Source organism: Cupriavidus sp. D384 (genome assembly GCF_001652915.1).
GTDB lineage: Bacteria > Pseudomonadota > Gammaproteobacteria > Burkholderiales > Burkholderiaceae > Cupriavidus.
In genome coordinates this window covers 1-18,476 of record NZ_BBQI01000008.1, presented here as the reverse complement: position 1 = coordinate 18,476, position 18,476 = coordinate 1, and the positions used below count along the sequence as shown (strand labels likewise).

Annotated in this window: 14 protein-coding genes; 4 read left to right on the top strand and 10 right to left on the bottom strand. The window is 66.1% G+C overall.

Annotated features, from left to right (window positions below; genetic code table 11):
* Window positions 1-40: 40 nt before the first annotated feature.
* Entirely contained in the window at window positions 41-901 is an 861-nt protein-coding gene (locus A9J21_RS02715) for a PhzF family phenazine biosynthesis protein (RefSeq protein ID WP_066731850.1), read from the bottom strand.
* A 182-nt stretch (window positions 902-1,083) separates the two neighbouring features.
* Between A9J21_RS02715 and gltS the strand changes: the two genes are divergently transcribed.
* On the top strand, window positions 1,084-2,280 hold the full coding sequence (gene gltS, locus A9J21_RS02710) for a sodium/glutamate symporter (RefSeq protein WP_066731624.1): 1,197 nt from the start codon (window positions 1,084-1,086) through the stop codon (window positions 2,278-2,280).
* 114 nt (window positions 2,281-2,394) lie between these two features.
* On the opposite strand, the gene ggt is transcribed toward gltS, so the two are convergent.
* Together ggt and A9J21_RS02700 are read right to left on the bottom strand one after the other, a co-directional pair.
* Window positions 2,395-4,020, bottom strand: a complete 1,626-nt coding sequence (gene ggt, locus A9J21_RS02705; RefSeq protein ID WP_066731622.1) for a gamma-glutamyltransferase — start codon at window positions 4,018-4,020, stop codon at window positions 2,395-2,397.
* A gap of 75 nt (window positions 4,021-4,095) precedes the next feature.
* Entirely contained in the window at window positions 4,096-5,073 is a 978-nt protein-coding gene (locus A9J21_RS02700) for a tripartite tricarboxylate transporter substrate binding protein (protein ID WP_066731621.1), read from the bottom strand.
* A 165-nt stretch (window positions 5,074-5,238) separates the two neighbouring features.
* On the opposite strand from A9J21_RS02700, the gene A9J21_RS02695 reads away from it, so the two are divergent.
* Window positions 5,239-6,123: a LysR family transcriptional regulator gene (locus A9J21_RS02695; protein WP_066731620.1), complete on the top strand. Its 885-nt coding sequence runs from the start codon at window positions 5,239-5,241 to the stop codon at window positions 6,121-6,123.
* Between the two features lie 75 nt (window positions 6,124-6,198).
* On the opposite strand, the gene A9J21_RS02690 is transcribed toward A9J21_RS02695, so the two are convergent.
* Both A9J21_RS02690 and A9J21_RS02685 read right to left on the bottom strand, forming a co-directional pair.
* The gene (locus A9J21_RS02690; RefSeq protein WP_066731619.1) at window positions 6,199-7,701 is read right to left on the bottom strand and encodes a tripartite tricarboxylate transporter permease; all 1,503 of its coding nucleotides are present in this window, start codon (window positions 7,699-7,701) and stop codon (window positions 6,199-6,201) included.
* 13 nt (window positions 7,702-7,714) lie between these two features.
* Window positions 7,715-8,176 carry a tripartite tricarboxylate transporter TctB family protein gene (locus tag A9J21_RS02685; protein ID WP_066731618.1) on the bottom strand — a complete coding sequence of 154 codons (462 nt, stop codon included), beginning with the start codon at window positions 8,174-8,176 and terminating at the stop codon, window positions 7,715-7,717.
* 373 nt (window positions 8,177-8,549) lie between these two features.
* On the opposite strand from A9J21_RS02685, the gene A9J21_RS02680 reads away from it, so the two are divergent.
* On the top strand, window positions 8,550-10,358 hold the full coding sequence (locus tag A9J21_RS02680) for a potassium/proton antiporter (protein ID WP_066731617.1): 1,809 nt from the start codon (window positions 8,550-8,552) through the stop codon (window positions 10,356-10,358).
* Here A9J21_RS02680 and A9J21_RS02675 read toward each other — a convergent pair.
* The 3 genes from A9J21_RS02675 to A9J21_RS02665 all read right to left on the bottom strand — a co-directional run bounded on the left by A9J21_RS02675 (window position 10,330) and on the right by A9J21_RS02665 (window position 13,267).
* Window positions 10,330-11,328: a tripartite tricarboxylate transporter substrate binding protein gene (locus A9J21_RS02675; RefSeq protein WP_066731616.1), complete on the bottom strand. Its 999-nt coding sequence runs from the start codon at window positions 11,326-11,328 to the stop codon at window positions 10,330-10,332. The two genes, A9J21_RS02680 and A9J21_RS02675, sit on opposite strands and share 29 nt — an antisense overlap.
* 159 nt (window positions 11,329-11,487) lie before the next feature.
* Window positions 11,488-11,943: a DUF2214 family protein gene (locus tag A9J21_RS02670; protein WP_066731615.1), complete on the bottom strand. Its 456-nt coding sequence runs from the start codon at window positions 11,941-11,943 to the stop codon at window positions 11,488-11,490.
* Between the two features lie 103 nt (window positions 11,944-12,046).
* Window positions 12,047-13,267: a CaiB/BaiF CoA-transferase family protein gene (locus tag A9J21_RS02665; protein ID WP_066731614.1), complete on the bottom strand. Its 1,221-nt coding sequence runs from the start codon at window positions 13,265-13,267 to the stop codon at window positions 12,047-12,049.
* 251 nt (window positions 13,268-13,518) lie between these two features.
* Here A9J21_RS02665 and alaS point away from each other — a divergent pair, with 251 nt between their 5' ends.
* Window positions 13,519-16,143 (top strand): alanine--tRNA ligase, encoded by a 2,625-nt coding sequence (gene alaS, locus A9J21_RS02660; protein WP_066731613.1) that lies wholly within the window; start codon window positions 13,519-13,521, stop codon window positions 16,141-16,143.
* 157 nt (window positions 16,144-16,300) lie between these two features.
* Here alaS and A9J21_RS02655 read toward each other — a convergent pair whose 3' ends face one another.
* Together A9J21_RS02655 and A9J21_RS02650 are read right to left on the bottom strand one after the other, a co-directional pair.
* The gene (locus A9J21_RS02655) at window positions 16,301-17,056 is read right to left on the bottom strand and encodes a slipin family protein (protein ID WP_066731611.1); all 756 of its coding nucleotides are present in this window, start codon (window positions 17,054-17,056) and stop codon (window positions 16,301-16,303) included.
* Between the two features lie 18 nt (window positions 17,057-17,074).
* Window positions 17,075-18,476: NfeD family protein (locus A9J21_RS02650; protein ID WP_404851341.1), on the bottom strand; the 1,402-nt coding region annotated here is incomplete at its 5' end.

Sequence of the window (18,476 nt, the reverse complement as noted above, 5' to 3'; positions counted from 1 at the left end):
CAGTATGACGCAGATCTCCCCGGGGTTCGGCAAAGCGCGGTCAGATACTGACGGTGCCGCGACCCAGTTCGATTACCCGGCCGCCCACACGGATTGCGCCTTCGGTGGTCACGGCGAGATCCAGCCGGCATCGGCGATCAACGAATTCTCCCTGGTCAACTTCATAACGGGCCGGCAATGCATGGCCGGTGGACAGCAGCCAGCCCCCCAGGTTTGCGCAGGCCGAGCCAGTGCCCGGATCCTCGGCCACGCCACCGCCCTGCTTGGTGAAGAAATATCGCACCAGCACCTTGCCCGGCTGTTCGGGATCGAAAGCAAACACATAGGCGGTCTTGCGGCCCAGGCTGCTTTGCGGCCAGCGGTCCAGGCGGCTGCTGTCGGGCTGGGCGCGGCGCACGGCGTCGGGCGTCTTCAGCGGCACCAGCAACTGGTCTGCGCCGGTATCGACCCAGATCGGCGCGCCCGCCAGGTCGTCGGCGTGCAGGCCCAGCAGCGACGCCATCTCGGCATCGGCCAGGCCGGCTGGCGCGGTCTTCGGCGCGCCCTGGTGCGGGGCCGTCAGGGTCCAGCGATCTTCCACGGCGGTCACGGGCACCACGCCGGCCTTGAATTCCAGCGACAGCGCGTCGCCGGTTTGTGCCAGGTCGCGCACCACATGGGCGGTGCCCAGCGTGGGATGACCGGCAAAACGCATCTCGTAGCCGGGCGTGAAGATGCGCACGGCGGCATTGGCCTGGTCGGACGGCAGGATGAACGTCGTCTCGGACAGGTTGAACTGCAGGGCCAGCGCCTGCATGGTGGCGTCGTCCATGCCGCGCGCATCCTCGAAAACGCACAGAGGATTGCCGCCGAAGGTGGATTCGGCAAAGACATTGACGATTCGGTATGCGTAGGTAGCCATGGCGTAGCGCGGACGTGGATTGGGAAAACGGCCAGTGTACGGAAGCGGCGTGCCGGCGCCATGCACAGTTTCACGCAAGTGCAGCGGAACAGTTGCATTCGCCAGATTCTTCATCTTTAAGCGGAATGCGATTGGCGAGGCTGATCGGGGCGCCAAGAATCGAGGTTTTTTGGTTACTCGCCATGCTGGAACTCAACAACTACGAAACGCTCGTCGCGGCATCGCTGGTGCTGCTGGTCGGACGCAAGCTGCTGCAGGTCACACCTCCGCTACGCACCTTCAATATTCCCGAGCCGGTCGTGGGCGGGCTGGTTGTGGCGCTATGCCTGGCGCTGGCCCGCTTTACGGCCGATGTGCAGGTGAAATTCGATACCGCGGCGCAGACGCCGCTGATGCTGGCCTTCTTTGCCACGCTGGGCCTGAGCGCCAACCTTGCCAGCCTGAAGCAGGGCGGCAAGTCGATCGGCATCTTCCTGTTTGCGGTGGCGGGCCTGCTGGTGATCCAGGACGCAATCGGCGTCGGGCTTGCCAGTGCGCTGGGGCTGCATCCGGCCACCGGCCTGCTGGCCGGGTCGATTGCGCTGTCGGGCGGTCACGGCACCAGTGCGGCGTGGGGCACGACGTTCGGGGAGCAGTTTGGCATGACGTATGCCACGGAACTCGGGGTGGCGTGCGCCACGTTCGGCCTGGTGCTGGGCGGGCTGATCGGCGGGCCGGTGGCGCGCTACCTGCTGCGCAACGTAGCCAAGCCGGGGCTGGCAGCCGGTGACGACCGTGTGCTCAATTTCGAGAATCCGCAGGCGGTACGGCCGATCACGGCTTCGGCGCTGATCGAGACCCTGGCGCTGATCCTGGTCTGCCTGACCGCGGGGCAGGCGCTGGGCGACCTGTTCAAGGGCAGCTGGCTGGAACTGCCGACCTTTGTCTGGGTGCTGTTCGTGGGGGTGCTGCTGCGCAACGGGCTGGCACTGCTGGGCTGGTACACGGTGTTCGATCGCGCGCTGTCGGTGCTTGGCAACGTGAGCCTGTCGATGTTCCTGGCGATGGCGCTGATGAGCCTGCGGCTGTGGGAACTCACGTCGCTGGCGCTGCCGATGCTGCTGATCCTGCTGGTGCAGACCGGCGCCATGGCGGCCTATGCGATCTTCGTCACCTTCCGGATCATGGGCCGCAACTATGATGCCGCCGTGCTGGCCGCCGGCCACTGCGGCTTCGGCCTTGGCGCCACGCCCACGGCCATCGCCAACATGCAGGCGATCACCGACCGGTACGGCCCGTCGCACCTGGCCTTCCTGATCGTGCCGATGGTGGGCGCCTTCTTCATCGATATCGTCAACGCCGTGGTCATCAAGCTGTTCCTGAGCCTGCCGGTCTACTGACGCGGCGCGGGCGTAAAAAAGGCGCCATGGATTGCTCCGTGGCGCCTCGCAGGACTTCAACTACTTGCTACTTACTGCGGTACTACGGTATCGGTACGTCAGGCGGTACAAGTGTCAGAAGCCCACGGCCTGGCCGTCGCGGCGGCTGTCGCTGGCGGCCACGTAGCCTTGCTCGGCGTCGTCCGACAGGCGCCAGATGAACTGGCCCGAGCCGAAATCCATATACGGGTCTTCCACCGACTTGAGCTTGTGGCCGCGATCCTTGAGGCCGGCCACGGTATTCGGGTCCATGGTGCCTTCAACGTCCAGGGTGAAGTCGCGGTTGACCTTCCAGCGCGGCGCGCAGCATGCGGCCTGCGGCTGCTGGTTGTAGTCGAGCATGCGCACCACCGTCTGCAGGTGACCTTGCGGCTGCATGTCGCCGCCCATCACGCCAAAGCTCATCACGGGCTGGCCGTCCTTGGTCAGGAACGCCGGGATGATCGTGTGGAACGGGCGCTTGCCGCCTTCCACCACGTTGGCCGACTTCGGATCCATCGAGAAGCCCACGCCGCGGTTCTGCAGGCTGATGCCGGTGCCCGGCACCACCACGCCCGAGCCAAAGCCCATGTAGTTCGACTGGATGAACGAGATCATCATGCCGTTCTCGTCGGCGGCGGTCAGGTAGATCGTGCCGCCCGTGCGCGGCATGCCGAAGTTGAAATGCGTGGCGCGCTGCATGTCGATCAGCTTGGCGCGCGACTTCAGGTACGCGTCGTCCAGCATCTGCTCGGGGGTGACTTCCATGCTGCGCGGGTCGGCCACGTAGCGATACAGGTCGGCAAACGCCAGCTTCATCGCCTCGATCTGCAGGTGCTGCGAATCGACCGAATCCACGGGCAGGGCGCCCAGGTCGAACTGGTCCAGGATGCCCAGCGCCATCAGCGCGGCAATGCCCTGGCCGTTCGGCGGGATTTCATGCACGTCGTAGCCGCGATACGACTTGCTGATCGGCTTGACCCATTCGGGGCGATAGTTGCGCAGGTCGTCCAGCGTCATCGCGGCGCCGCATTCCTTGCTGAAGGCGGCGATCTTCTCGGCGATCTCGCCTTCGTAGTAGGCGCGGCCCTTGGTGGCGCCGATCTTGCGCAGCGTCTCGGCGGCGTTCTTGAAGACGAACTTCTCGCCCACGTTCGGCGCGCGGCCGTTGGGCATGAAGGTGTCGGCAAAGCCCGGCTGGCTCTTGAGGTCGGGCACGGCGGCGGCCCACTTGTGCGCCACCACCGGCGGCACGGCGTAGCCGCGCTCGGCGATCTCGATGGCGGGCTCCATCAGGTCTTCGAACGGCAGCTTGCCGAAGCGCTCGTGCAACGCTGCCCAGCCGGCGATCACGCCCGGCACGGTCACCGAATCCCAGCCACGGATGGGCCGGTTGGCCAGCCCGTTGCCGTCCACGCCGTACTTGTTCTTGAAGTACTCGGGGCTCCAGGCCTTCGGGGCCACGCCCGACGAGTTCAGGCCATGCAGTTCCTTGCCATCCCACAGGATCGCAAAGGCATCGCTGCCCAGTCCGCACGACACCGGCTCCACCAGCGTGATGGCGGCCGCCGCGGCGATGGCCGCGTCAACGGCATTGCCGCCCTTGAGCAGCATGCGCAGGCCGGCCTGCGCGGCCAGCGGGTGCGAGGTCGATACCACGTTGCGCGCGAACAGCGGAATGCGCACGGTGGGGTAGGGGTTGGTCCAGTTGAAGTTCTGCATGGTGTCTCTCGTTGCTGCCTGGTTGTCGTGCTTCGGTGGGGCGACGCCATTGTCGCCCGCTTGTCCTGCTGGTGCTTAGTCCACCTGGATCTTGCGATCCTTGATCAGCTTGCCCCAGCGCGCGCTGTCCTTCCTGACCATCGCGGCGAACTGGGCCGGCGTGCCGCCAACGGGCTCGGCGCCCAGCTTGGCAAGGCGATCCTTCACGTCCTGCGACTGGATGGCCTTGTTGAACTCGGCGTTCAGGCGGTTGACGATCTCGGGCGGCAGGCCCTTGGGACCGTAGATGCCGAACCAGGTGTCCGATTCAAAGCCGGGCAGGCCCGATTCGCTGGCGGTAGGCAGGTCCGGTGCCAGCGGCGAGCGCTTCAGGCTGGTCACGGCCAGCGCCTTGAGCTTGCCGTCCTTCACGTGCGGCATGCCGGACACGATGCTGTCGAACAGCACCTGCACCTTGTTCGAGATCAGGTCGGGCACGGCCAGCGCAGTGCCGCGGTACGGGATGTGCGTGATGAACACGCCGGCCTGGGCCTTGAAGGCCTCGGCGGTCAGGTGGACCACGGTGCCGTTGCCGCTCGATGCGTAGTTCAGCTCGCCCGGGTGCTTCTTGGCATAGTCGATCAGTTCCTTGACGTTCTTGACCGGCAGCTGGTTGGGCACCACCAGTACGTTGGTGGCCGTGGCAACCTGACCGATCGGCGTGAAATCGGTCTCGGTGTTGTACGGCAGGTGCGTGTTGATGTACGGACCGATCGAGTGCGTGCTGGTGGTGGCAATCAGGATCGTGTAGCCGTCCGGCGCGGCCTTGGCGGCCATGTCCGATCCGATGGCACCGCCGGCGCCCGGCCGGTTATCGACCACAATCTGCTGGCCCAGGTTCTGGCCCACCTTCTGGGCAATGGCGCGCGCCAGCAGGTCCGTGGCGCCGCTGGCCGGAAACGGCACGATCAGGCGGATCGGCTTGCTGGGAAAGGTGTCGGCGTGCGACGGGGCGGCAGCAAGGGTCAGGCTCGTGGCAAGGCCGAGGCCAAGATGGCGTAGCCAGGATTTCATGTTGTGCGTCTCCGGGACGGATGGGTGCGACGTGGAACTGCGGCAGGAAAACATAAATTATTCCGCGCTCTCGTCCACAATGAAAGTTAATATTCCTTGCTTGATTAACAAGAAAACCTTGTGGATCACCGCCTTGGGGCGGCCTCCCTGGAAGATGCACCGACAATGAGCACGATCCGCTTCCTGAGAACCTTTGTCGCCGTGGCCGAGCAAGGCTCGTTTGCCGCTGCCGCCAGCCAGGTGGCGGTGACGCAGGCGGCAGTCAGCCTGCAGATGCGGTCGCTGGAGGAAGAACTGCGCCGCCCGCTGTTCGACCGCACTGGCCGGGTGGCCGTGCTCAATGCCGATGGCCGGGCGCTGTTGCCGCAGGCGCGCCGCCTGCTGGCGCTTTACGACGACATGCGCGTGCCGCTGGCCGATACCGAGGCCATGGCCGGTGCGGTGGCCGTTGGCGCGGTGGTCTCGGTGATGGGCGGGCTGTCGCACGTGGTGGCGCAGATGAAACGCACCTATCCGGCGCTCGATGTCAGGCTGATCGGCGCCAAGTCGTTCGAGCTGGCGGCCATGGTGGAAAGCGGCGAGCTGGATGCGGCTTTCGTGGTGGAGGGCTCGGCCCGGCTCGCGGGCACGCTGCACTGGACGCCGCTCTACGACGAGCCGCTTGTGGCGATTGCGGCGCGCGGAAGCCAGGGCGACGACGCGCGGCAGGCCTTGGCTGCCAACCCTTTCCTGCGCTTCGACCGCAGCCAGCGCACCGGCGCGCTGGTGGAGCGCGCGTTGCGCCGTGCGCATCTTCGCACCAACGAATACCTGGAACTGAACTCGATCGAGGCGCTGGTGGAGCTGGTGCGGCAGGAGGTGGGCGTGACCGTGGTGCCGCTGCTCAAGCGTGCCCGCTGGCGCGACGACCGCGCGCTGCGCATCCTGCCGTTGCGGGCCGGCGGCGAGCCCACGGTGCGCACCATCGGCATGCTGGAACGGCGCGACCACGGCCGCGTTCACGTGACCGAGGCGATTCGCACCGCTTGCGCGGCGCTGTTTGGCGACTGAGGCCGTAGGCAGACCGGCAGCACCAAAGGAAAAGGGCGCCGCAGGGGCGCCCTTTCGTACAGCGGGGAAACGTCCTTATTCTTCCTGGAACGCTTCTTCGCGCTTGGCCTTGATCGACGGCATGGCCACGATCGCCACCAAAATCGCTGCGGCGATCAGCAGGCCCAGCGACAGCGGACGCGTCACGAACACGCTGAAGTCACCACGCGACAGCAGCAGCGAACGGCGGAAGTTTTCTTCCATCATCGGTCCGAGCACGAAGCCCAGCAGCAGCGGTGCCGGCTCGCAACGCAGCTTGATGAACAGGTAGCCGATGATACCGAAGGCCGCGGTCTGGAACACGTCGAACGTGGTGTTCTGGACCGAGTACACGCCGATGCAGCAGAACGTCAGGATGGCCGGGTACAGGTAGCGGTAAGGCACCTTCAGCAGCTTCACCCAGATACCGATCATCGGCAGGTTCAGGATGATCAGGATCAGGTTGCCCAGCCACATCGAGGCGATCAGGCCCCAGAACAGCGCCGGGTTGCTGGTCATCACCTGCGGGCCCGGCTGGATGTTGTGGATCGTCATCGCACCCACCATCAGCGCCATCACGGCGTTCGGCGGGATACCCAGGGTCAGCAGCGGGATGAACGAGGTCTGTGCCGCGGCGTTGTTGGCCGATTCCGGACCCGCCACGCCTTCGATGGCGCCCTTGCCGAACTCATGTGCGAACTTCGAGGTCTTCTTTTCCAGCGAATAGGCTGCAAACGAAGCCAGCGATGCACCGCCGCCCGGCAGGATACCCAGCGCCGAACCCAGCATCGTGCCACGCAGCACGGCAGGGATCATGCGCTTGAAGTCTTCCTTGGTCGGGAACAGGTTCGTCACGTGATCGGTGAAGGTCTCGCGGGCTTCCTTCTGTTCCAGGTTCGCGATGATTTCCGCGAAGCCGAACACACCCATGGCGACCGACACGAAGTTCAGGCCGTCGGTCAGCTCCGGCACGTCGAACGAGAAGCGCGCCGCACCCGAGTTCACGTCGGTACCGACCAGGCCCAGCAGCAGGCCCAGCACGATCATCGAAATCGCCTTGACCAGCGAACCCGACGCCAGCACCACGGCACCGATCAGGCCCAGCACCATCAGCGAGAAGTACTCGGCGGGGCCGAACTTGAACGCCAGTTCCGACAGCGGCGCCGCGAAAGCGGCCAGGATCAGCGTAGCCACGCAGCCGGCGAAGAACGAACCGATACCGGCTGTGGCAAGCGCCACGCCAGCGCGGCCGCGCCGTGCCATCTGGTAGCCGTCGATGGTGGTCACCACCGACGACGATTCGCCCGGCAGGTTCACCAGGATGGCGGTGGTGGAGCCGCCGTACTGGGCACCGTAGTAGATGCCGGCCAGCATGATCAGCGCGGCCACCGGGGGCAGCGTATAGGTCACGGGCAGCAGCATCGCGATGGTGGCCAGCGGGCCCAGGCCCGGCAGCACGCCGATCAGCGTCCCGAGCACGCAGCCCAGGAACGCGTAGGCGATGTTCTGGAAGGACAGGGCGGTCGAGAAGCCCAGTCCGAGGTTGGCTAACAGTTCCATGAGGGCGGTCTCCTTAGCTTGCCAGGAAAGCCGGCCACACCGGCATCTGCAGATTGATACCGTACACGAACGCGCCCATGCTGATGATCACCAGGATGATCGCGTTGAGGACAGCGCCCTTCCAGCTGAATTCATGACTGGCCATCGAGGAAACCAGCACCAGTACCACGACCGACAGCACCATGCCCAACGGCTTGAGCAGCAGGCCGAACAGCACCACGGACCCCAGGATCCACAGCAGGATCTTCAGGTCCCAGCGGGCCAGGTGATCTTCTTCCATCCTGGAAGACAGCGAGCCCCAAAGTACCAGCGCGCCCAGAACGGCGAGCACGATGCCGAGCCAGAACGGGAAGTATCCCGGTCCCATCTTGGCGGCTGTGCCCATGGAATAGCCACGGGCGACGAAGGAAAAGCTCAAACCGACCAGGATGAACATCAGGCCGGAGGCAAAGTCCTTTTGGCTACGTATGCGCAAAATGATTCTCCTCGATATGACACAGCTTTGACTGCTTGAAATCGTCGCGACAAGGGCTCCCCGATCGCGGCAGGGTTGGAAGGTAAAAGCGCATCCTTTCAGCTACCTTTCATATGTCTGCATAAAGTGGCAACCTCAGGGTATGTCCCTACGCATACGTCTGAAAGTATTCGGTAAGTCGTTGACGACACAAGGAAAAGTGCAGGGAATACGCCGATGGAGGGCGCAGGGAAGTGGTGTTCCGCCGGACGGAAACGGACAGACCGGCGGCTTGCAGCCGCCTATGATCGAAAGCTGGAGTGAAAGCTTTCGCATGGCCTGACACCCCCCTTCGACAAGAACGACCGGACAGGAATAAGGACAGGAGGTCCGCTTGGAAGCCATCGACCATGCCATCCTGATTGGCGCCCTGGTGATGACGCTGGGTATCCTGCTCGGGGTGTTCTCGGCACGTTTCGGGGTGCCGTTCCTGCTGGTGTTCCTGGGTGTGGGCATGGCCGCCGGCGTGGACGGCCCGGGCGGCATCCGCTTTGCCAACACCTGGCTCAGCTTCCTGGTAGGCAATATCGCGCTGGCCGTGATCCTGCTCGACGGCGGGCTGCGCACGCGCTTTGCCACGTTCCGCGTGGCACTCAAGCCGTCGCTGTCGCTCGCCACCGTGGGCGTGGCGCTGACCGCCGTGCTGGTGGGATTGTTTGCAACATGGATGCTGGGCATCGACTGGAAGCTCGGGCTGCTGCTGGGCGCCATCGTCGGGTCCACCGACGCGGCCGCGGTGTTCTCGCTGCTGAACAGCAGCGGCATCCGGCTGAAGGAACGCGTGGCAAGCGTGCTGGAAATCGAATCGGGCATCAACGACCCGATGGCCATCTTCCTGACCCTGACCCTGATCGAATGGATCACCGCGCCGCAGGGCCTGTCGCCCGGCGCGCTGGCGCTGCGGCTGCTGGTGCAGTTCGGGGTGGGCGGCCTGCTGGGCGTGGGGCTGGGCTACTGCATGGCCAACGTGATGGAGCGCGTCAACGTGGCCGAGGGGCTGCAGGCCATCCTGATCTGCTCTGCCGGCTGCATGATCTGGGCCATTGTCCAGTCATTTGGCGGCAGCGGCTTCCTGGCGGTCTACCTGACCGGAATGATGGTGGGCAACCGCGACCGCGCCGTCAGCGAGGACGTGCTGCGCGCCATGGACGGCATGGCGTGGCTGGCACAGTCCGCCATGTTCCTGTTGCTGGGGTTGCTGGTGACCCCCCACCGGATCTGGGACATCGCGCTGCCAGCCCTGGCGCTGGCCGGGTTCCTGATGTGCGTGGCGCGGCCCGTGGCGGTCTTTGTCGCGTTGCTGCCGTTCCGGTTCAGCCTGCGCGAAAAGGGCTTTCTGGCGTGGATAGGCTTGCGCGGCGCGGTGCCGATCGTGCTGTCGCTGTTCCCGCTGCTGCAGGGCATGGAGGATGCCGGACTGCTGTTCCGCGTGGCGTTTGCCGTGGTGCTGGCGAGCCTGCTGTGCCAGGGCACCACGGTGTCGCTGGCCGCCCGGCTGGCGCGCGTGCTGCGGCCGGCCTACGACGAGCCGCTGTCGCGCGAGCGTCTGCGCGGCGTGCGCGCCCCGGGCATGGAGATGATGCAGTTCCTGGTCGCGCCCAATTCGTCGATGGAAGACCTGCGTGCGGACCAGGTGGAACTGCCGGCGCGCAGCCGGCTGGTGACCGTGGCCCGCGAGGGCGTGCTGGTGCCGCTGGACCAGGTGGTGCTGCGCGCGGGGGATATCGTTTCGATCCTGGCGCCAAGCCCGGCGATGCCGCGCCTGTCGCGCCTGTTCCTGAGACCGTCCACGCCGCCGGCCTGGGATCAGGTGGCGCACGATTTCCTGCTGGACGGGGAGGCCGCGCTGGCCGACGTGGCGGCGCTCTACTCCATGCAGCCGCTGCAGCCACTTCAGCAGGAACAGACGCTGGAGCAAGCGATGCTTGCGGTGTTTCCGTCGCCCCCGGTGGAGGGCGATGCGGTGGAGATCGCGGGGTTGCGGCTGACCGTGACCCGCATGGAGGGGCCGCGCATCACGCAGGTGGGGTTGCTGCTGCCGCGCAATGCGGCGGAAGACGCCAGGGACGGCAAGGACCGCCTCTGGCGCATGCGGGACAAGGCGCGTGGATCGCTCAGTCGACCTTCGCGCCGGAAACCTTGACCACCTGACCGTACTTTTTCAGTTCGCGCTGGATCAGCGCGCCGAACTGCTCGGGCGTGGTGGGCGCCGGCTGGGCACCGATGCGGGCCAGGCGCGCCTTCATGTCGTCGGTCTTCAGAATGGCGACGATGTCGTGATTGAGGCGGTCCACGATATCGCGCGGCGTGCCGGCCGGCGCCAGGACGCCGAACCACGTGGAGATGTCGAAGCCTTCCAGCCCCAGCCCCTTGCCTGCCTCGGCAATGGTCGGCAGGTCCGGGAACGCTGCCGCGCGGCTGGCCGTGGTCACGGCAAAGGCCTTGAGCTTGCCGGCCTTGATGTTGGCCGACGCCGACGCCAGGTTATCGAAGATCAGGTCGGTCTGGCCGGACAGCACCGACAACTGCGCGGGCGACGCGCCGTTGTACGGGATATGGACCATGCTGACGTGCGCCATGCTCTTGAACAGCTCGCCCGACAGGTGGCCGGCACTGCCATTGCCGCCCGACGCGTAGTCGAGCTTGCCCGGATGCTTGCGCGCGTATTCCACCAGGTCGCGCACATTGTTGATATGCAGTTCGGCGGCCTTGCCCGGATGCATCACCAGCACGTTCGGCACGTCGGCCACCAGCGTGACCGGGGCGAAGTCCTTGACCGGGTCGTACGGCATCTTCGTGAACAGCGTGGGGTTGATCGCGTGCGTGGCGACGGCACCCATCACGATGGTGTAGCCGTCGGCCGGCTGCTTGGCGACGTAGTCGGCGCCCAGGTTGCCGCCGGCGCCGGGCCGGTTCTCGACCACCACGGGCTGGCCCAGGCTGTCGCGCAGCTTCTCGCCAATGGCACGTGCCACGGTGTCCAGGGGGCCGCCGGCCGGGTAGGGCACCACGAAGCGGATCGGCTTGGCGGGCCAGTTGGCGGTGGCGGCGTGGGCCGGGACGGCCAGCGCCGTGGTGACGGCCAGCGCGGCCGTGAGCAGGGTCTTCAGCATGTCAAGCGTGGAAAAGGATGGGAATCTGGAGGCCGGCGTGTGCGTTGCACGCCGGCTTTTGGGTTTGAATCGTTTGAATCAGGAGGCGCGCAGCCGCAGACGGTACAGGCAGCACGGCAAGGCCGTGCCACGACGCCAGGATCATTCTGATAGTGCCACTTAGCGGATGCCAATGCCGCGCGCCATCATCACGGCACACAGCGGCAGCAGGATCACCAGATGCGCCTCGATCATCACCCAGCGGCGGGCTTTCTTGATCTCCGCGGGTGTTGGCACGAAGTCTGGCAGGTGCCTGGACTGCTTGCGCCATCTGGCAAAGGTAAAGGTGGGCGGCAGCGAGCACAGCGCGATCACCACGAACACGGTCATCTTGGCGTGGAACCACGGGTTGTGGATATAGAAATCCACGCCCTTGGCGCCGTAGAACAGGCGCAGCAGGCCGGTTGCCAGCGTTGCCATGGCCGACAGGAAATAGACGAAATCGTAGATCGACAGGCGGCGGACGGCGGCCGGGGTCATGTCCGGACGCAGGACCACGGCTTCGGCGGCCATCAGCGTAATCAGGACGAAGATGGCCGTGAAGTGCAGGAACGCGAGCAGGGCGTCGGTCAGCATGCATTCTCCTATGGATGGAAAAACGTCATGATCACCGGCCCGCGCGCCCGCCAGGGGCAGGCGCGGTCAAGGTCTGGTCAGGGTCCGACGGATCAGGCCGGCGTCAGACCACACCCTTGGCACGCAGGGCGGCGATTTGTTCGGCACTGTAGCCGAGTGTCTCGTCCAGCACCACATCGGTGTGCTCTCCGAGCAACGGCGGATGGCGCAGGGCCTCGGGCGGCGTGGCGCTCATCTTCATCGGGCTGCCCACCAGCTTGACCGTGCCGCCCGTGGGGTGGGGCAGGTCCACGCGCAGGCCGCGCGCCACCACCTGTTCGTTCTCGAAGACCTCGTCCATCGTGTTGATCGGGCCGCACGGCACACCGGCGCGCTCCAGGTCGAGAATCCACTGCTCGCGGGTACGCGGCAGCACCATCTCGGCCAGGATCGGCACCAGCGCGTCGCGGTGCGCCACGCGCTGCGGGTTGGTGGCAAAGCGCGGGTCGTCGGCCAGTTCGGGGCGGCCACCGGCGGTCACGAACTTGCGGAACTGGCCATCGTTGCCCACCGCCACGATGATCCAGCCGTCGGCGGCATGGAACGTCTGGTAGGGGACGATGTTCGGGTGGGCATTGCCCCAGCGCTTGGGCGCCACGCCACTGGCCAGGTAGTTGGTATTCATGTTTGCCAGCATCGACACCTGCACGTCGAGCAGGGCCATGTCGATGTACTGGCCTTCGCCGGTCCGGTCACGATGCGCCAGCGCGGCCAGCACGGCGATGGTGGCGTACTGGCCGGTCATCAGGTCGGAAATCGCCACGCCGGCCTTCTGCGGGCCGCCGCCGGGCAGGTCGTCGCGCTCGCCGGTCAGGCTCATGAAGCCGCCCATGCCCTGGATGATGAAGTCGTAGCCGGGGCGCTGGGCGTACGGGCCGGTCTGGCCGAAGCCGGTGACCGAGCAGTAGATGATGTCCGGCTTGACGGCCTTGAGCGATTCGTAATCGAGGCCATACTTCTTCAGTTGGCCTACCTTGTAGTTTTCCAGCACCACGTCGCTCTGGGCGGCCAGGTCGCGCACCAGCTGCTGGCCTTCGGGCGTGCTGATGTCGCAGGTCACCGAGCGCTTGTTGCGGTTGGCGGCCAGGTAGTAGGCGGCTTCGGCGGTGTCGCGGCCGTCGGGTGTCTTGAGCCACGGCGGGCCCCAGATGCGGGTGTCGTCGCCTGCGCCCGGGCGCTCGATCTTGATCACGTCGGCGCCGAAATCGGCAAGATTCTGGGCGCACCATGGCCCGGCGAGTACGCGGGTCAGGTCGAGGACGCGAAGATGGCTTAAGGCTCCCATGGCGGTGGCGGCTGGCAGGTCTGAGGAGCCAGCACTCTATCACCGGCCCACCGGCCCGTTGCCCGGGGGCGGGGCGCCGGCCCGTGTTCCGTGGGCGATAACCGGACAACCGGCGCCGCGCCGTGCCTGGCCCCAACACGGGCACGGCGCGCCAGTGCCCCGGGGCGGGGCTTCCCCGTATAATCAACGGTTTGCAAATCCAACCTGACTGCCTGCGCCCTGCCACGACGCGCCAAGGCGCCCGATACAACATGAAAGTCTCCGACATTCGCAGCAAGTTCCTGCAGTTCTACGAGTCGAAGGACCATACCGTGGTCCGCTCGTCCAGCCTGGTGCCGGCGAACGACCCGACCCTGCTGTTCACCAATTCGGGCATGGTGCAGTTCAAGGACGTGTTCCTGGGCACCGACAAGCGCCCGTACTCGCGCGCCACGTCGTCGCAACGCTCGGTCCGCGCCGGTGGCAAGCACAATGACCTCGAGAATGTGGGTTACACGGCACGTCACCACACGTTCTTCGAAATGCTGGGCAATTTCTCGTTCGGCGATTATTTCAAGCGCGACGCCATCCAGTACGCCTGGGAGCTGCTGACCAAGGTCTACCAGCTGCCGGCCGACAAGCTCTGGGTGACCGTGTACGCCGAGGACGACGAGGCCTACGACATCTGGGCCAAGGAAGTGGGCGTGCCGACCGACCGCATCGTGCGCATCGGCGACAACAAGGGCGCGCGCTACGCATCGGACAACTTCTGGCAGATGGCCGACACCGGCCCGTGCGGCCCGTGCTCGGAAATCTTCTACGACCACGGCCCGGAAGTCTGGGGTGGCCCGCCGGGATCGCCCGAGGAAGACGGCGACCGCTACATCGAGATCTGGAACCTGGTGTTCATGCAGTTCAACCGCGACGAGCAGGGCAACATGACGCGCCTGCCCAAGCCGTGCGTGGACACCGGCATGGGCCTGGAGCGGATTGCCGCGGTGCTGCAGCACGTGCACAGCAACTACGAGATCGACCTGTTCCAGGCGCTGATCAAGGCCGCCGGCCGCGAGACGCATATCACCGACCTGAACCAGAACTCGCTGAAGGTCATTGCCGACCATATCCGCGCGTGCTCGTTCCTGATCGTCGACGGCGTGATTCCGGGCAACGAAGGCCGCGGCTACGTGCTGCGCCGCATCGTGCGCCGTGCCATCCGCCACGGCTACAAGCTTGGTCAGAAGACGCCGTTCTTCCACAAGCTGGTGCCGGACCTGGTGGCGCAGATGGGCGAAGCCTATCCGGAGCTGGCCGAAGCGCAGAACCGCGTGGTGGAAGTGCTCAAGGCCGAGGAAGAGCGTTTCTTCGAGACCATTGAAAACGGCATGTCGATCCTGGACGGCGCCGTGGCCGAACTGAAGTCCGGTGGCGGCAAGGTGCTGGACGGCGAACTGGCGTTCAAGCTGCACGACACATTCGGCTTCCCGCTCGACCTGACCCAGGACGTGGCGCGCGAGCAGGAAATCACCGTTGACGAAGCGGCCTTCGACGCCGCGATGACGCGCCAGCGCGAGCAGGCCCGTGCCGCCGGCAAGTTCAAGATGGCCGCTGGCCTGGAGTACACGGGCGACAAGACCGTGTTCCATGGCTACGACGCCCTGAGCATGGAAGGCGTGCGCGTGACCGCGCTGTACGTCGATGGTGCGTCGGTCGACACGATGCAGCCGGGTCAGACCGGTGTGGTCGTGCTGGACAACACGCCGTTCTACGCGGAGTCCGGTGGTCAGGTTGGCGACCAGGGCACGCTGGTGGCGGGCCCGGCCGTCTTCAACGTGGCCGATACCACGAAGATCCAGGCTGACGTGTTCGGCCACCAGGGCACGCTCGCCAATGGCGCGCTCAAGGTGGGCGACAAGGTTGCGGCCCAGGTCGACGCCGTCCGCCGTGCACGCACCGTGCGCAACCACTCCGCCACCCACCTGATGCACAAGGCGCTGCGCGAAGTGCTGGGCACCCACGTGCAGCAGAAGGGCTCGCTGGTCGATCCGGACAAGACGCGTTTCGATTTCTCGCACAACGCGCCGGTGACCGATGACCAGATCCGCCAGATCGAGGAAATCGTCAACGCCGAGATCCTGTCCAACGCGCCGACCGTGGCCGCCGTCATGCCGTTCGACGATGCGGTGAAGAGCGGCGCCATGGCGCTGTTCGGCGAGAAGTACGCCGACGATGTGCGCGTGCTGTCGATCGGTACGTCGAAGGAACTGTGCGGCGGCACCCACGTGACGCGCACGGGCGATATCGGCCTGTTCAAGATTGTCGTGGAAGCCGGCGTGGCCGCGGGCATTCGCCGCGTGGAAGCCATCACTGGCGACAACGCGCTGCACTACCTGCAATCGCTCGACGCGCGCCTGAACGAAGCGGCTGCCGCCCTGCGTGCCCAGCCGTCGGAACTGGTGCCGCGTATCGGCCAGGTGCAGGACCAGGTCCGCGCGCTGGAAAAGGAGCTCGAAAAGCTCAAGAGCAAGCTGGCATCGTCGCAAGGCGATGAACTGGCATCGCAGGCGGTGGACATCAAGGGCCTGAAGGTGCTGGCTGCCCAGCTCGAAGGCGCCGATGTGAAGACGCTGCGCGAAACGATGGACAAGCTCAAGGACAAGCTCCAGAGCGCCGCCATCGTGCTGGCTGCCGTTGCCGACGGCAAGGTCAGCCTGATCGCGGGCGTGACTGCCGACGCCACGTCGAAGGTCAAGGCCGGTGAACTCGTCAACTTCGTCGCCCAGCAGGTGGGCGGCAAGGGCGGCGGCCGTCCGGACATGGCCCAGGCCGGCGGCACCGACCCGACGGGTCTGCCGAAGGCGCTGGCCGGCGTGACAGAATGGGTGTCCGCCAAGGTCTGAGCCCTGACAGCCTGAAGCTGCTCCGAGAGAAGCGCCTGCGAAAGCAGGCGTTTTTTTTGCGTTATCGGTTCGCGAGCAGGGCTATCGGCAGGAAGGGCACGATGCCGATGGACAGGACCGCCATCGATCCTGCCGGACACGTGTCCGTTTCCGGTGGCTACTTCCCCCCACCTCCCGTCAGCGCCGACACGATATCGATCGGCAACGGAAACACGATTGTCGAACTCTTGTCGCCCGCGATCTGCGTCAGCGTCTGCAGGTAGCGCAGCTGCATGGCCTGGGGCTGGCGCGCCAGCATCTGGGCGGCTTCAAGCAGCTTTTCCGATGCCTGCAGTTCACCTTCGGCGTGAATCACCTTGGCGCGCCGCTCGCGCTCGGCTTCGGCCTGGCGGGCGATGGCGCGCACCATCGTCTCGTTCAGGTCGACGTGCTTGATCTCGACGTTCGATACCTTGATGCCCCAAGCGTCGGTCTGGGCATCGAGCACTTTCTGGATGTCGAGGTTGAGCTTCTCGCGCTCGGCCAGCATCTCGTCAAGCTCGTGCTTCCCCAGCACCGAGCGCAGCGTGGTCTGCGCCAGCTGACTGGTGGCCTCCAGGAAGTTGGCGACCTGGATGATGGCGCGCTCGGGGTCCACCACGCGGAAGTAGATCACCGCATTGACCTTGACCGACACATTGTCGTGCGAGATCACGTCCTGCGGTGGCACGTCCAGGACCACGGTGCGCAGGTCCACGCGCACCATCTGCTGCACGACGGGGATGATCAGGACCAGGCCCGGGCCCTTGACGCGCCAGAAGCGGCCCAGCATGAACACCACGCCACGCTCGTATTCGCGCAGCACGCGGAACGCAGAAATCACCAGCAGAACCAGCAGGAAGATCAGTCCACCGAAGCTGAATCCGAATGCCATGTCGGGCTCCTTGTTGGGTCAGGCATCGTGAATCGAAGTGACATCCAGCACCAGGCCGTGACGGCCGGTCACGCGCACGGATTGGCCGCGCGCCAGCGGCAGGTTGCTGCGGATGCGCCATTGTTCGCCGCGGACCATGGCCCAGCCGTCAGTCGGGGCCGCCGGGTCGGTCGTGTCGGCCACCACCACGCCGACGCTGCCCACCAGCGTGTCTGCCCCGCTGACCACCGGCCGGCGCCGCGCGCGCAGCAGCAGCGCCGACATGCCGAACAGGAACACCGCAGAAATGCCGGACAGTGCGGCGATCAGCGATAGCGGCACGCCAAAGCCGGGCACGTCGGTGTCGATCAGCATCACCGCCCCGAACGCGAAGGCGATGATGCCGCCCACGCCCACCGCGCCGAACGTCGGCAGGAATACCTCGGCAACCATGCATCCCACGCCAAACGCGATCAGCGCCAGCCCGGCGAAGTTGATTGGCAGCATCTGCAGCGCGAACAGGCCCAGCAGCAGGCAGATCGCCCCGGCGATGCCCGGTACCACCATGCCCGGCGTGGAAAACTCGAAGATCAGCCCGTAGATGCCGATCATCATCAGGATCAGGGCCACGCTCGGGTCGGTGATGACCGCCAGCAGCCGGCTGCGCCAGTCGGGTTCCAGCGTGACGATGGGTGCGCCGGCCGTGTGCAGCGTGCGCGTGGCACCGGCCGCCTCGATCTTCCGGCCGTCCAGTTGCCGGAGCAGGGCGGGCAGGTCGGGCGCCACGAGGTCGGCCACCTTCTGGGCCACGGCTTCGTCGGCGGACAGGCTCACCGCTTCGCGCACCGCCCTTTCTCCCCACTCGGCATTGCGGTGCCGCAGTTGCGCCAGCCCGCGGATATAGGCCGATGCATCGTGCATCTGCTTGCGGGTCATGGTGTCCTCGCCGGCCGGCGCGCTGGCGGGTGACGATGCCGGTGCCGGTGCGGCCTCGGGCTTGGGGCCGCCGATGCCGATGGCTACCGGGCTGGCCGCGCCCAGGTTCGTGCCGGGCGCCATGGCGGCCACATGGCTGGCATAGAGGATGTAGGTGCCGGCGCTGGCCGCGCGTGCGCCGCCGGGATAGACGTAGGTCGCCACGGGTACCGGCGATGCCAGGATGGCCTGGATGATGTCGCGCATCGACCTGTCGAGGCCGCCGGGCGTGTCCATTTCCAGCACGATCAACTGGGCACCCTGCTTGCGGGCGCGTTCGATGGCGCGCACCGCGAAGCTGGCGCTGGCAGGGCCGATGGCACCCTGCACCGGAACGACATAAACCGGCGCAGCGGACGCCGACGTCAAGGAAGCCGCCGGATCGGACGGGGCGGTCTGGACCGTCTGGGCGAGCGCGCCGGAGACCGTCAGCAATACCAGGCTCAGGCAGGCCAGCGCGAGCCAA